Annotated in this window: 12 protein-coding genes and 2 pseudogenes; 7 read left to right on the plus strand and 7 right to left on the minus strand. The window is 74.3% G+C overall.

Going from position 1 to position 14095, the window contains the following annotated elements; genetic code table 11:
- Positions 1-62: 62 nt before the first annotated feature.
- Positions 63-632: an XRE family transcriptional regulator gene (locus AB0O21_RS15575; RefSeq protein WP_365171265.1), complete on the plus strand. Its 570-nt coding sequence runs from the start codon at positions 63-65 to the stop codon at positions 630-632.
- Between the two features lie 315 nt (positions 633-947).
- Here the strand turns inward: AB0O21_RS15575 and AB0O21_RS15580 are convergent.
- A pseudogene (locus tag AB0O21_RS15580) lies at positions 948-1667 on the minus strand (IclR family transcriptional regulator C-terminal domain-containing protein); the annotation flags it as partial.
- An 830-nt stretch (positions 1668-2497) separates the two neighbouring features.
- Positions 2498-3079, minus strand: coding sequence for a sigma factor-like helix-turn-helix DNA-binding protein (locus AB0O21_RS15585; RefSeq protein ID WP_365171267.1), 582 nt, complete (start codon positions 3077-3079; stop codon positions 2498-2500).
- 458 nt (positions 3080-3537) lie between these two features.
- Between AB0O21_RS15585 and metG the strand changes: the two genes are divergently transcribed.
- The 3 genes from metG to AB0O21_RS15600 all read left to right on the plus strand — a co-directional run bounded on the left by metG (position 3538) and on the right by AB0O21_RS15600 (position 6976).
- On the plus strand, positions 3538-5253 hold the full coding sequence (metG, locus tag AB0O21_RS15590) for a methionine--tRNA ligase (RefSeq protein WP_365171269.1): 1716 nt from the start codon (positions 3538-3540) through the stop codon (positions 5251-5253).
- A gap of 145 nt (positions 5254-5398) precedes the next feature.
- Positions 5399-6583 carry a glycosyltransferase 87 family protein gene (locus AB0O21_RS15595; RefSeq protein ID WP_365171271.1) on the plus strand — a complete coding sequence of 395 codons (1185 nt, stop codon included), beginning with the start codon at positions 5399-5401 and terminating at the stop codon, positions 6581-6583.
- A gap of 9 nt (positions 6584-6592) precedes the next feature.
- Complete coding sequence (locus AB0O21_RS15600) at positions 6593-6976, plus strand: hypothetical protein (RefSeq protein ID WP_365171273.1); 384 nt, start codon at positions 6593-6595, stop codon at positions 6974-6976.
- On the opposite strand, the gene AB0O21_RS15605 is transcribed toward AB0O21_RS15600, so the two are convergent.
- Together AB0O21_RS15605 and AB0O21_RS15610 are read right to left on the minus strand one after the other, a co-directional pair.
- Positions 6973-7641: a response regulator transcription factor gene (locus AB0O21_RS15605; RefSeq protein WP_365171275.1), complete on the minus strand. Its 669-nt coding sequence runs from the start codon at positions 7639-7641 to the stop codon at positions 6973-6975. The two genes, AB0O21_RS15600 and AB0O21_RS15605, sit on opposite strands and share 4 nt — an antisense overlap.
- Positions 7629-8942 (minus strand): sensor domain-containing protein, encoded by a 1314-nt coding sequence (locus AB0O21_RS15610; RefSeq protein WP_365171277.1) that lies wholly within the window; start codon positions 8940-8942, stop codon positions 7629-7631. The genes AB0O21_RS15605 and AB0O21_RS15610 overlap by 13 nt, the downstream gene beginning before the upstream one ends.
- An 85-nt stretch (positions 8943-9027) precedes the next feature.
- On the opposite strand from AB0O21_RS15610, the gene AB0O21_RS15615 reads away from it, so the two are divergent.
- A complete protein-coding gene (locus tag AB0O21_RS15615) occupies positions 9028-10074 on the plus strand; it encodes a hypothetical protein (RefSeq protein ID WP_365171279.1) in 1047 nt (348 codons plus the stop codon).
- Between the two features lie 17 nt (positions 10075-10091).
- Here AB0O21_RS15615 and AB0O21_RS15620 read toward each other — a convergent pair.
- Together AB0O21_RS15620 and AB0O21_RS15625 are read right to left on the minus strand one after the other, a co-directional pair.
- Positions 10092-10424, minus strand: a pseudogene (locus AB0O21_RS15620) (YfcC family protein); the annotation flags it as partial.
- Positions 10425-10438: 14 nt separating this feature from the next.
- The gene (locus tag AB0O21_RS15625) at positions 10439-11797 is read right to left on the minus strand and encodes a M20/M25/M40 family metallo-hydrolase (protein WP_365171281.1); all 1359 of its coding nucleotides are present in this window, start codon (positions 11795-11797) and stop codon (positions 10439-10441) included.
- A gap of 111 nt (positions 11798-11908) precedes the next feature.
- Here AB0O21_RS15625 and AB0O21_RS15630 point away from each other — a divergent pair, with 111 nt between their 5' ends.
- Positions 11909-12328: a DoxX family protein gene (locus tag AB0O21_RS15630; protein ID WP_365171283.1), complete on the plus strand. Its 420-nt coding sequence runs from the start codon at positions 11909-11911 to the stop codon at positions 12326-12328.
- Here AB0O21_RS15630 and AB0O21_RS15635 read toward each other — a convergent pair.
- The gene (locus AB0O21_RS15635; RefSeq protein ID WP_365171371.1) at positions 12280-13194 is read right to left on the minus strand and encodes an alpha/beta fold hydrolase; all 915 of its coding nucleotides are present in this window, start codon (positions 13192-13194) and stop codon (positions 12280-12282) included. The two genes, AB0O21_RS15630 and AB0O21_RS15635, sit on opposite strands and share 49 nt — an antisense overlap.
- Positions 13195-13496: 302 nt before the next feature.
- Here AB0O21_RS15635 and AB0O21_RS15640 point away from each other — a divergent pair, with 302 nt between their 5' ends.
- Positions 13497-14087 (plus strand): hypothetical protein, encoded by a 591-nt coding sequence (locus tag AB0O21_RS15640; RefSeq protein ID WP_365171285.1) that lies wholly within the window; start codon positions 13497-13499, stop codon positions 14085-14087.
- The last annotated feature ends 8 nt before the right edge of the window (positions 14088-14095 follow it).

Here is a 14095-nt window from a genome sequence, read left to right on the forward strand (position 1 = left end):
ATAATGAACATCGACCGCGATGTTCGTCAAGATGAACGAACGACCACTGGAGCGAACGATTCGTGTCTGACATCGACCCCGCCCTCAAGCCCCCGCTCGAAATGATCTCCGCGTCCCTGCGTGCGGAGCGGGTGCGGGCCGGGCTCTCCCTCACCGAGGTCGCCCGCCGGGCCGGGCTCGCCAAATCCACGCTCTCCCAGTTGGAGTCCGGGGTCGGGAACCCGAGCCTGGAGACCCTCTGGGCGCTGTGCGTCGTCCTGGAGATCCCCTTCTCCCGGCTGCTGGCCGCCTCGCAGCCGCGCGTCCGGGTGATCCGGGCGGGCGAGGGGCCGGCCGTCGGCTCGGCCCAGAGCGACTACCGGGCCACCCTCCTCGCGGCCTCCCCGCCCGCCGCTCGACGGGACGTGTACGGCATCGATGCCGAGCCCGGACCGCAGCGCTCCTCCGACCCGCACCCGGCGGGGGTCGTGGAGCACGTCGTCATCAGCGCGGGCCGGGCCCTGGTGGGCACGGCCGACGAACCGGTGGAACTGCACCCCGGCGACTACATCTGCTACCCGGGGGACGTCCCGCACGTCTTCCAGGCGCTGGAGCCGGGCACCCGCGCGGTGCTGATCTCCGAGCACCACTGAGCGCCCTCAGGTACGCAGGACCACCAGCCCGCCGGGCGTCGTCAGGCTGCCCGGCACGACCGGCGTGAAGGTGTGGGGGAGCGCCAGGCGCGGCTGGCCGGTGGCGGCGGCGTCGAAGAGGTACGCCGCTCCGGCCGCGGTGTCACTGACCAGGTGCGGGCCGTCGGCGGGGGCGGCGCTGCCGGTGAGCGGCGTCCGGAACAGCCGCCGCAGGTGGCGCAGGGTCTCCGCGGTGACCGGCGCCTTCACCGGCTGCGGCGGCAGCGGGGCCGCGTCCTCGGGCACCTGGGGCGCGTCAGGCGGAATGGCCCCCGACAGCAGCAGGGCCAGCAGCACCGGGACGGCCTTGCGGCGCAGGGCCTCGGTGGCCGCGCGCAGCCGGTGCGCATGGGTGGCGGGCAGCGACAGCGCGAGGCTCCCGGCGGCGTCGCCGGTGGCGATCGGCACCGCCGAGCAGACGACCCCGGGGGAGTACTCGTGGAGGTCGAACACGGGCGCGCCCGGAGCCACCGCGTCCAGGGCGCTGAACAGCTCCCGGCTGTCCGTGATGGTCTGCGGGGTGAGGCGGGCCGGCCGGTGCCGGGCCACGTGGTCCGCGCGCCGGTCGTGGTCGAGCTGGGTCAGCAGGCACTTGCCGACCGCGCTGGCGTGCGCGGCGGCCCGGAAGTCCACCCACTCCCGCACCGGCGGGGCCCCCGGTCCGTCCGCCATCTGCGTGATCAGGACCTCGCCCTCCGCGTACCGGCTCAGGTACACCGCGGCGCCCGCGCTGTCCCGGGCCAGTGCCAGGGTGCGCTGGAGCTGCCCCGCCAGGCCGTGGCCGCCCGGGGCGGCGAGCCGGTCCAGGGCGGGCCCGCGCCCGTACACCCCCGCGCCCGGCCGGTACGCGTACTCCTCCTCGCACAGCATCGCGAGCAGCGGGCCGAGTTCCGCCTCGGCCAGCCCCGTCTCCCGCCGCAGCTGCACGGTCCGCACGCCGAGGGGGTGCCGTTCGAGGACCCGTACGACGGCCAGCGCGCGCCGGGCCTCGGCCAGGGCCTCGCCCGACCCGGCCTGTACGACGGTCCCGCGCGCGGCGGCGGTCAGCGCCGGGTGGCGCAGCGGCCCGGCGGACGGCCTGCCCGCGGGCGCGGCCCGCGCCACGACGGCGGGCGCCACGACGGCCGGCGGCGGTGGCCGGAACGCCGCCAGCGCCGAGGACACCCCGGGCCTCGGCAGCGGCACCGGGCCCAGATCGGGGTCGTCGAGCTGGTCCACGTACCGCAGGACGGCCGCCTGCGCGCACAGCCGCACGTCCCGCAGATCCCGCCGCCCGCCCGGCCGGAAGCCGCGCCGGCCCAGCTCGCGCGCCCAGTGCCGGGCGTCGTGGTGCTCACCGCGCCGGGAGTGGTCGAGGAAGAGGCAGTACGCGGCGGCCGCCGTCCGCCCGCTGCCGGAGCCGGCGGCGAACTGCCACCAGAAGCGGGCGCCCTCGCGCAGCCCCGCCAGGTGCAGCAGGCAGCCGAAGACGACGGCCCCGCCCAGATCGGTGCGCCCGCCCGAGGTGAACGACTCCAGCTGGGCCGCGGCCTTGGGTGCGCACACCGAGGCCAGGCAGGCGGCCTTGAGGTCGCGCCGGGCCCGTTCGGCGTCGAGCGGACAGTCCCGGGTCGGGTCGCTCCAGCCGTAGGCGGAGCGGCGCCGGGCGCGGTGCCCGGGGACGGGGGTGTGCGGGGTGGCGCGCAGCAGCCGGGCCTCGGCCGCGCCGAGGTCGTAGTGCGGGTAGCGGTCGCGGACGCCCGCCCGGGCCAGGAACTCGGCCAGGGAGCGCGGGGCCCGGTCGCCGTCGCCGTCGCCGGGGTCCTGGGGTTCGTATCCATATCGCTTCATGAGCCGGTTGATTCCGCGGGGTCGGCGCCGTCGGTGCGGTCGGAGACGGCCGGATCCGCCGACGTGGCGAGCAGGCGGGCGAGCCGGCGGTGGGCCTGCCCGAGGTAGGAGCGGACGGTGGCCTCGTCGACCCCCATCACGGCGGCGGCCTCGCCGGGGGAGCAGCGCAGCCCGTAGCGCAGCAGGACGGCGTCGCGCTGCCGCTCGGCGAGCCGGGAGACCGCGGAGTAGAAGCGGATGGTGTCGGTCAGCACCTCGTACTGATCGGCGTGCGCCTCCTTGAGCGCGGCCTCGAAGGCGCTGATGTCCATCGGCTCCGGCCGGCGCCGCCAGGGGTCGAGGCGGTGCTGCCGGTCGACTATGCACTGCTTGAGGACGGTCCAGGCGTAGGCGTCGAGGCGGTCCATGTGGAGCATCCGGAGCCACTCGCCCATGATCGAGTCGAAGGCGGCGTCCACCGCCTCCTCGGCCGCCGCGTCCGAGCCCAGCTGCAGGTACGCGAAGCGCATGTACGTGGGCCGCCGGTTGGCGTGGAAGGCCCAGTACGACACGCGCGCCGCCGGATCCCACTGGCTCATGGGTGTCGGCCGTCGCCGTCGGCTCGGCAGTCCCACGGCCCCACCGGACTCCTCCGGTCCGCCATCGCTCACCGTTCCACCTCATCCCCTGTGCGGAGACAGGAAATCAGCGCGGGCGCACTCGGAGGGCGCGAAAGGAGAAACCTGGAAATCTTGCGTTCGGTGATGATCGGCTCGTGATCGGTGTCGATCACGCAGGACCCTCGCCGGACGCATACGCATATGCCGGTCCCGTATGCCGCTCCGCGGGCCGTCCCCGCAGGTCGGCCGTACGGCCGACCGCCTGTAGCATGGGCGCGATCGCGAGGGCCGTGACGGAGAGGTCACAGCCCTCGCTTTTGCGTTGAATCCGCCCTGAACAAACCCGGCGCGGGGCGTTTCGGCGGTTCGATACGATGAACCCGTTCCTGGAACGTCACGTCACGTGGTACCGCATATATGAAATGGAGCATCCGAGGATGGCTCGACACCTGGTCACCAGCGCGCTTCCCTACATCAACGGGATCAAGCACCTGGGCAACATGGTCGGGTCGATGCTTCCGGCGGACGTGTACTCCCGGTACCTCCGCCAGCGCGGCCACGACGTCCTGTACATCTGCGCCACCGACGAGCACGGCACCCCCGCCGAACTCGCCGCGAAGGAAGCCGGCCTCTCGGTAGCCGAGTTCTGCGCGCAGGCCCACGACGCCCAGAAGGCGGTCTACGACGGCTTCGAGCTGTCCTTCGACTACTTCGGCCGCAGCTCCTCCGCGCAGAACCGCGAGATCACCCAGCACTTTGCGCGGGGGCTCCAGGAGAACGGCTTCATCGAGGAGCGCGCGATCCGGCAGGTCTACTCGCCGGTCGACGGCCGCTTCCTGCCGGACCGCTACGTCGAGGGCACCTGCCCGCACTGCGGCTACGACAAGGCCCGCGGCGACCAGTGCGAGAACTGCACCCGCGTCCTGGACCCCACGGACCTGATCGAGCCCCGCTCTGCGATCTCCGGCTCCACCGAGCTGGAGGTCCGCGAGACCAAGCACCTCTTCCTGCTGCAGTCCAAGCTCCAGCACGAGGTCGAGGCCTGGGTCTCCGAGCACGAGGCGGAGTGGCCGCAGCTGGCCTCCTCCATCGCCCGCAAGTGGCTGACCGAGGGCCTGCACGACCGCGCCATCACCCGCGACCTCGACTGGGGCGTCCCGGTCCCGGCCGACACCTGGCCGGAACTGGCCGCCGAGGGCAAGGTCTTCTACGTCTGGTTCGACGCGCCGATCGAGTACATCGGCTCGACGAAGGAGTGGTCCGACCTGGACCCGGCCAACCGCGACTACAAGGCGTGGTGGTACGAGGCCGAGGACGTCCGCTACACCCAGTTCATGGCCAAGGACAACGTCCCGTTCCACACGGTGATGTTCCCCGCCACCGAGCTGGCCACCCGCGAGCCGTGGAAGAAGGTCGACTACGTCAAGGCCTTCAACTGGCTGACGTACTACGGCGGCAAGTTCTCCACCTCGCAGAAGCGCGGCGTCTTCACCGACCAGGCCCTGGAGATCCTCCCGGCCGACTTCTGGCGCTACTTCCTCATCGCCAACGCGCCCGAGTCCGACGACTCGTCCTTCACGTGGGAGCACTTCACCGCCACGGTCAACAAGGACCTCGGCGGCACCCTGGGCAACTTCGTCAACCGCGTCCTGACCTTCTCCCGCAAGAAGTTCGGCGACGAGGTCCCGGCGGGCACCCCGGCCGGCGAGACCGAGGCCAAGCTGGGCGAGCAGATCGCCGAGCTGCTCGCCGAGTACGAGGGCCACATGGAGGCCCTCCAGTACCGCAAGGCCGCGGCCGCGCTGCGCGCCCTGTGGTCGGCCGGAAACGCCTACCTCGACGAGAAGGCCCCCTGGCTGGAGGTCAAGACCGACCTGGAGGGCGCGGCGCTCACCCTGCGCACCGCGATGAACCTGATCCACCTCTACTCGGTGGTCTCCGAGCCGTTCATCCCGGCCTCGGCGCGCGCCATGCGCTCCTCGTTCGCGCTCGCCGACGACACGGCCACGTGGGTCACCCCGGAGCAGGCCCGCTCCCTGGACGCGGTCCCGGCCGGCACCCCGTTCACCGTGCCGCCGGTGCTCTTCGCGCGGATCACCGAGGAGGACCTCGAGTCCTACCGCGAGCGCTTCGGCGGCTCGCCGGAGGCCTGAGCCTCCGAGTGACGACAGTGTGAGGGGCGCGATCCGGTGGGGTCGCGCCCCTCACGCGCATCCCCGTGCGGTAGGGAAAACCCCACCGTGAACTGTCCGCCTGGGTGTGCAGACCCGGCGGGGGCCGCGCGGCTGGAATGGGCCCATGACCCCTTCCCGTACCGCCCGGTGGACCGCCGGCTGGCTGCTCGCGGCCGCCTGGGCCCTCTCCTTCCCCCTCTTCTCCTCGCTGGGCCCGCACCGGCTGTGGGGCTGGTGCGCGGCCGCCGGATACCTCGGCGCCGCCGCGGCCACCGCCCTCGGCCGCCGCCGGGCGGCCCTCTGCGCGGCCCTGCTGGGAGCGGTCGCGATACCCCTGCTCCACCTGGTGCTGACGGGACAGGGCCAATCAGAAGTAACCGTGATCGAACGCTCCGGCCGCCTCCTCCTCCACACCGGACGGCTCTACGTGGACCAGCCGGCCGGGGTCGGCGACTACACCCCCTACCTCCCGGGCATGGCCCTGCTCGGCATCCCGCGCGCCCTGCTGGGCGGCGGCGACGGCTGGGCGGTCCGGCTGCTGGGCGACGCCCGGATCTGGTGCGCCGCGGCCCTGTTCGGCGCGCTGTGGGCCGGCCGCCGGATCCTCGGCGCCACCCGCTCGCCGCTGCTGCCCGTGCTGGTGGCCTCACCCGTGGTCGCGCTGCCCCTGACCGTCAGCGGGGTGGACCTGCCGCTCGCCGGGCTGTGCTGCCTGGCCCTCGCGGCCGCCGCGGCCGGCCGGCCGGTCCTGGCGGGGGCGGTGCTCGCCGGGGCGTGCGCCCTGAAGTGGACGGCACTGCCCGCGGTGGCGGTGGCGGTGGCCGTGCTCGCGGCGTGCCGGGGCGGGCGGGCGGCGGTGCGCTGCGGGCTGGTGGCGGCGGGAGGGACGGCCCTGCTGGTCCTGCCGAGCGCGCTGCTCCAGCCGGGCGAGCTGTGGCGCCAGGTCTTCGCGTTCCCCACCGGCCGGGCGGAGGTCCCGACCCCGGCGAGCAGCCCGCTGCCGGGCCGGCTGCTGGCCGAACTGGGCCCCTGGGGCTGGTACCTGACGGTGGGCCTCCTGGCGGCGGCCGGCCTCGCGGTCGCTCTGTCCCTGGCGCTGCGGCCGCCCCGCACGGTGGTGGCCGCGGCCGACCGCCTCGCGCTCGGCCTCACCGCGGCGTTCCTCCTCGCTCCCGCGGGCCGCTTCGGCTACCTGGCGCTGCCGGTACTGCTCGTCGCCTGGGCCCGCTCCACGGCCCCCCGCGGCGGCGCCTCCCGCATCGTGGCCCGCTCGGGAGCCCCCGACCGCCGCCCTGCGCAGGCCTTGTAGGTTCACGCCATGCACACCACCCTGACGGAACACGCCCGGTGCCTCTGGGGCGACGAGTACGGCCCGACTCCTCCCTGTGACGCGAGTGAGCACCACTCGATGTACTTCACGGAGAAGCTGACCTTCGCCGACGCGGACGACATCGTCGCCATGCTGCGCGACCTGTGCCCGCACCTGGTCGACGGCCTCCTGCCGGTGTGGGTCCGCAACCTCGCCTACCGCCTGATCCTGCTGCAGCGGCCGGACGACCCGGCGATGATGCGGGAGGCCGCGCTCAACCTGGAGGCGCACGGCCCGTCCTGGGACGACATCGCCGAGGACCTCCGCGCCCGCGCCGACGCCCTGGACCCGGAGGGCGCGAAGCCCTGGGGACACGCCCCGGACCCGGCCTAACCCTCCTCCCGGCCCCGCAGGTGGGCGAGGACGGCCAGGACCCGGCGGTTGCCCTCCGAGGGGTCCAGGTCGAGCTTCGTGAAGATGCCGGACGCGTGCTTGACCACGGCGGCCTCGGTGATGAACAGCCGGGCCGCCAAGGCCTGGTTGTTGAGTCCCTCGGCCATCAGCGCCAGCACCTCCCGCTCGCGCGGGGTGAGCCGGGCCAGCGGCTGGTCCTCGGACCGCCGGCCGAGCAGCACCCGGACCACCTCCGGGTCGATGACGGTCTGCCCGTCGGCCACCCGCCGCAGGGCGTCGAGGAACTCGGCCACCTCGCCGACCCGGTCCTTGAGCAGGTACCCCAGCCCGCCCGCCGTCGGCCCGGAGGCGCCGGTGAACAGCTGGGTCGCGTACGCCGTGGCCACGTACTGCGAGAGCACGAGCACCGGCAACGAGGCGTCCCGGGCGCGGAGTTCGAGCGCGGCCCGCAGGCCCTCGTCGCGGAAGCCGGGCGGCATCCGCACGTCGGTGACGACGACGTCCGGCCGCTCCGCCTCCACCGCCCGCACCAGCGATCCGGCGTCGCCGACGGCGGCGAGCACCCGGTGGCCGCCGCGGGTGAGCAGTTCGCTCAGCCCCGCGCGCAGCAGTACCGAGTCCTCCGCGAGGATCAGCCGGAGCACGGGACCTCCACACGCAGTTCCGTCGGCCCGCCCACCGGACTGGACACCACCAGCCTGCCCCGCAACATCGCCACCCTGTCCGCCAGACCTGCCAGGCCCGCCCCCGCGCCGGGATCGGCCCCGCCGCGGCCGTCGTCGGTGATGGAGAGGGTGAGCCGGTCGCCCTCGACCCTACCCAGGACGGCCACGCGCGAGGCGCCGCTGTGCTTGGCCGCGTTGGCGAGCGCCTCGGTGACGGTGAAGTACGCCGTGATCTCCACGGCTTCGGCCAGCCGCGGCACGTCGAGGTCCACGGTCACCGGGACGGGGTGCCGCTGCGCCACCTCGGCCACGGCCGCGGCCAGCCCGTGGTCGGTGAGGACCTGCGGGTGGATCCCCCGTACGAGATCGCGCAGTTGCTCCAGCGCCACCCTGGCCTCGCCGCGGCCCCTGGCCACGAGCGCGGCGGCTCCGGCGGCCTCCGGGACGGAGCGCAGCTCCAGCTCGGCCAGGCCCAGCGTCATGCTCAGCGCGACCAACTGCTGCTGGGCGCCGTCGTGCAGGTCCCGCTCGATGCGCCGGCGTTCGGCCTCGAAGGCGTCCACGAGCCGGACCCGGGAGCGGGTGAGCTCCAGGACCCGGGCGTCCTCCTCGCGCGGCCCGAGCAGCAGCCGGGCGGTCTTCACCTGGGCCGTGGCGAGCAGGGCACCCGCGTACGCCGCCACCACCAGCCCGGCCAGCCCGACCGCCGTGCCGCCGAGGGCCTCCAGGGGCCCGGAGACGGCCCTGCCGGGTATCAGCATCACCGGCTCCGGCGCGAGCGCCCAGACGATGACCGGGGCCGCGACGAGGATCGAGGAGAACGCGAGCAGCGCGACCACCCCGAACCCGGCGGCCCCGAAGGCCGGCCCGAGCAGGGCGGCGTACGCGAACTCCCGCCAGGTGGCCCGCTCCCGCAGCCGCGTCCGCAGCCAGGCCGCGGGGCCGGCCCCGGCGAGCGAGGCGTGGGGATCGGCCACGCGCGCGGGTTCCACCCACCGCAGCCGCCACCGCTCCAGCCTCCCGAGCGGCACCCCGCCGACGACGGCGCAGAGCAGGAGCAGCAGCCCGACCCCGGCCACCGCCAGCACCACCCCGAGCCCGACGAGGAGCACGAGCGCGACCAGCACCGCATACCCGATCAGGCACCCGCTCGCCAGATACCCCCAGCACCGCCAGGGCCACCACGAGCGCAGGAACCGCCCCGGCCGTTGCCGCACGGCGGCCCAGACGGCCACGGGAGGCCCGTCGGCCGGTGCCTGGAGGGGGGTGATGTCGGACATGTGTCCCCAGTCTAAGGGGGGTGCCGTTCGACCGGGGGTGCGGCCTGAGGCAGGATCAGTTCCTTGTACGTGATCTCAGGGGGGCATGATGAGACGTTCCGTACCGGTCATCGCCACATTGGTGCTGCTGTTCACGGCCGTTGGGTGTCGGCAGCAGTCCGACGCGAAGGCGCCCGCTGAGTCCTCGGCCGCGGGCCCGTCGGCCTCGGCGCGCCCGCTGTCCGCGGACGAGGCGCGGCGCATCGTCGAGGAAGCCAACAAGCGGGCGGATGCGGAGTCCGAGGATCCGGATGGGATCGCGAGGGTCGCCGAAGGGCCGTGGAAGGAGCAGTTGTTGGCCATCGTCGACAACGGCCGGAAGCACGGGACCTCCGCCCCGCCGGGGCCGACGAACTCGCCGGCCACCTCCCCGACCGTGCGCGCGTGGGCCGGATCCGGCCCGGACGGCAACGACCGGTGGGTGCTCGGCGCGTACGAGACGGCGTCCACGTCGGTCGGCGAGGAGCAGAGGCAGAAGAAGTTGCTGTGGGCGCTCTACCACGAGGGCGCGGACGGGGTCTGGCGCATGGGCTTCACGGCGTACGCGCCCTCGAGCGACGCCCTGCCCCAGCTCGCGACGGGCCCCGACGGGCAGGTGGTGACCGGCGGGGACGCCTCGAAGCTTGGCGCGGACCCGGCCACCGTCTGCGGCCGCTACGACGACTACTGGACCGGTACGTCGGGACCGGACGCGGCGGGGACGGTTTGGAGCGCGCAGATCGACGCCGTCCGTGCCAAGGCGGTCGACCGGAGGAAGAACTGGCGGCGGGACTACGGCAACCCGGCCTCGTTCGACTTCTCCTCCGAGCCCACCCGCACCCCCTACGGGCCGCTCTGGCGGACGAGTGACGGCGGGGCGCTCGTGGCGTGCGTTTCCCGGCGCACCACCGCCATCGACATGGGGCCCGGCCGGTACCAGGAATTCGACTACAGCGGCTGGACCGGTACGACGGGCATTCGCTGGAACACCTACACCCAGACCCAGTTGGGGATGACCGTGCTGAAGGTCCCAGCGGGTGCGGGCGAAGTGTCGGTCGCGGCCGAGGTGTCCTGGCCGTACAAGTTCGACGGCACTCGGTACAACGGAAACTGACGAATCTTCAAGCCGTGTCACATCGCCGCGCCCAGCGCGAGGAACCCGCAGATCAGGGCGAACAGGATGGCCAGCAGGGGCCAGACGAAGCGCAGGTACTTGTCGTAGCCGACCTTGGCCAGGGCCACGCCGCCGACCACTACCGCCGTGGTGGGGACCCACAGGTTCATCCAGCCGCTGGCCGACTGCCAGGCCGTCACCACCACCGCGCGGGAGACGCCCGCGAAGTCGGCGAGCGGGGCCAGGATCGGCATGGCGAGGGTTGCGTGGCCGGAGGTGGAGGGGATGAGGAAGGCCAGCGGGAGGTTGACCAGGAAGACGATCACCGCGAAGACGCTGGACGCCGTCCCCGGGGGCGCGGTGGTCACCGGGCGCCCCCGGCCGCCCGGTAGTCCGCCGCGTACTCCCGTACGAAGGCGGCCATCGCCACCACCGTGTTGCGGAGCTCCGACAGCAGCACCCGCTCGTTGGGGGCGTGCAGGTTGCACAGGCTGTCCTGCGCCCCGAACAGCAGCACCTCCGCGTTCGGCGCCGCCTTCGACAGGCCGTTCACCAGCGGGATGGAGCCGCCCGTGGCGACGTACGAGGCCTCGGTGCCCCAGGCCTCCTTCAGCGCGGTGAGCGCCGCGCGGTGCGCGGGCCCGCCCGTGCGGGCCTCGAACCCGGGACCGGTGTCGCCCGGGGTGACCTTGAGGGGGATGCCGAACGGGAGCTGCGCGCGCAGGTGGGCGACCAGCGCGGCCCGGGCCTCGATCGGGTCCTGGAGCGGGTGGAAGCGCAGATTCAGCTTGGCCCGGGCGTACGGGACCACCGCCGACGCGGCGTGTTCCACGGAGGGCGCGTCGAGCCCGATGACGGTGATGGCCGGACCGCTCCAGAGCCGTTCGCCCAGCGAGCCGGTGCCGATCAGGGGGACGTCCTCCAGGACGGAGGCGAGCTCGCGGAACTCCTCCTCCGTGTAGCCGGTTCCCTCCCAGGGCTCGCGGCGCAGGACCGGCACGGCCACGTCGCCGTTCGCGTCGTGCAGGGTGGCCAGGGCGCGGAGCAGCGCGAGCAGGGCGTCGGGGGCGGCGCCGCCGAACTCCCCGCTGTGCCGCGGCTCGGCGAGGGTGCGCACCTCGACCGTCACCTCGCAGGCCCCGCGCAGCCCGGTGGTCAGCGTCGGGGTGCCCGGGCGCAGGTTGCCGAGGTCGGCGATGACCATGGCGTCGCAGGCGAAGCGGCCCGGATCGGAGGGCGGGTAGTCGTCGAAGGCGCTGCCGTACTCCTCCTGCCCCTCGATCACCACCTTGATCCCGACCGGCGGGCGGCCGCCGTACAGCCGCAGCATGCCGAGGAGGGCGATCACGTTCGATTTGTCGTCGGCGATGCCGCGGGCCCGCAGGCCGCCGGGGACGGGGGTCGGCTCGAAGGGCGGGGAGAGCCAGAGGGTGGGGGCGCCGGGCGGCTGGACGTCGTAGTGCGCGTAGAGCAGGACGGTGGGGGCGGCCGGCTCCGGGGGCGGGATCTCGCCGTAGACCACCGGGGCCGTGTCGGGGAGGTCGATCTGCTCGATGGTGGGAACCCCGGCCTCGCGGAGCAGGGCGACGATCAGGTCGTGCGCCTCCCGCACGGGCTCCGGGTCATAGCCGGGGAAGGCGATGGACGGTATCGCCGCCAGCCGTTCGAGGTCGGCCCGCAGGCCGTCCATCAGGGCGTCGGCCCGGGATTCCAGGGATTCCATGCTCCGAGCATGGGGCGGCGTGCGGGCGGGTGCCGTGGCGTACTGGGCCGAAAGAGTGAGCGAAAATGGAGAGGGGGCAAGGGGGCGTTGAGCGGCGTCGAGGAGGCCGCAATGGATGTCGTCGTACTGATCGGCCGCCTGCTGTTCGTCGTGCTGTTCGCCGTTTCAGGCCTGGGCCATCTGACCAAGACCCCGCAGATGTCGTCGTACGCCGCCTCGCGCGGAGTACCGCTGCCCGTACCCGCCGTCATCGTCAGCGGAGTGGTCCTGCTCGTCGGGGCCGTGAGCATCGGCGTGGGCCTCTGGGCCGACATCGGGGCCCTCGCGCTCGCCGCCTTCTGCCTCGCGGCGGCCGTGCTGATGCACGCCTTCTGGAAGGAGAGCGACCCGGGGGCCCGGATGATGGAGCAGGTGCAGTTCCTCAAGGACACGGCACTGTGCGGGGCGTCCCTGGTGATGTTCGCGTTCTTCGCCTACGCCTGTCACGACCTCGGACTGATGGTCACCGGGCCCGCGCTCACGATCGGCTGAGCCGGGTCGGCCAGCAGGCAGTCCTCGAAGAAGCCGAGACAGCGCAGGTGGTAGGAGCGGGCCGCGTAGCCGAGGCTGATGTTGTGGCCCGCCCCGGGCTGCCGGTCCACGCACAGCCGGGGCGCGGAGGTCAGCCGTGACCGCAGCTCCGTGAGGGCCTCCGGGTCGTGCCGCCACCAGGTCTCGTGCTCGGCGAAGGTGAACCGTACGGGTACGCGGACGCGGCTCGCGACGTCCCTGAACAGCTCGGGCCAGCGGCCCATGTCCGCCTGCTCCAGACTCGGGACGGGGGCGATGATCGAGCCGCTGGTGATGAAGGTGGTCGGCGGGTAGAGGTTCAGCGGCCCCCAGCTGCGCCTGCCTCCGCGGGCCGCCTCGGCGCCCGAGGGGGCGTCCGGCGCGTAGCGGTGGCCGCAGCCGGACACCTCCACGCCGAGCAGGTCGGGCGTGGCGTGGACGGCGGTGGTGAGCAGGGCGACCTTCCCGCCGAACGAGTGGGCCAGCAGGAAGATCCCCGCCCCCGTGGGGAACCGGGAGCGGTAGTCGCGCAGGGCCGCGGCCAGGGTGGCCGCCTGATCGGTGATCCCCTGCCCTTCGGGAAGCGGGCCGACGGACTGCCCGTAGCCGGGCCGGTCGACGGCCAGGACGGTGAAGCCGAGCCGGGCCCCCAGGGTGAGCAGGGAGAGGTCGGGCAGGGCCTGCCCGTCGAAGTAGCCGGCGCTCATGCCGGCCCCGTGCACCGCGACGACCGTCGCCCGCGGAGCCCCGCCCCGCGCCTCGCAGAGCAGGGCGGACAGGGGGATGCCCGCGGCGTCCAGGCTGATCCGGCGCACTCCCCGGGAGGGGCCGGCGGAGGCGGGGGTCATTGAGCCGTCGCCGGGCGGAGGGCGGCCGGCGGGCCCGGCCTGCCGACGGGCGCCGGGGCTGATGAGGTCCGTATCCACGGGGATCATCCTGTGCTCGGACTTTCGTGTCGGCGGGGTGCCGCGCCGAACCGGTGGCGCCCGACCCGGGAAAGGGGTGCGCGCCGGGCCGGGGAAGGCGGTGGGGCGGGCTCGGCGGGATGCGGGCGTGGATCTCGGGCCGGCCGGCGCGTATCGAACCCCGGCCGTGATCGTTTCTTCTGACGGAACACCCACATCTGCTGCGGAATTCGGGAGGACGCGCGGTGACCGCTTGGCAGTACTTGGCCGGAGCCGGTCTGGTGGCGGCGCTCTGCCCCTTGCACGGCCACGTGGCGGTCGCAGGCGACGGCGACAGCGACGGCTACGGGCACGGTGCCCGGGTCGACGTGTGCGTCCCGGGCGGCGGGCCGGGCGGCGGGCCGGGGCGGCCCGCCGTGCGGCCTTCCGGGTCGCCCTCCGTGCGGGCGGCCCTGCCCGGCACCGCCCGCCCGACCGTCCGCCACCCGGGCGCGGGTCCCGCCCCCGCCCGTACCCCCCGGCCCGCGGACCCGGCGCGGCCGGAGCGGGCCGCGCCCGCGGCGAAGGCAGGGGCCGGGGACGCGAAGCCGCCGCCGCCCGCACCGGAGCCGGCCGGGCCCGAGGCCGGCGCCGCCCCGGCGGACGCCGCCGCTCCGCCCCCGCCCAGGGCCGCCGCCGCGCCCGCTCGCGCGTTCCACGTGCGTCCGTACAGATCCGTGGCCCTGGAGCGGCGCGGCCCGGACGGACTGTCCACCGTGATGCTCATGGTGGTCGTCACCACCCCGGCCGTACTCGCCGCGGCCGCCCTGCGTCCGCGCTCCAAGAGCCGCGGCTGACCCCCGCA

The organism is Streptomyces sp. NPDC091371 (genome assembly GCF_040684275.1).
Taxonomy (GTDB): domain Bacteria; phylum Actinomycetota; class Actinomycetes; order Streptomycetales; family Streptomycetaceae; genus Streptomyces.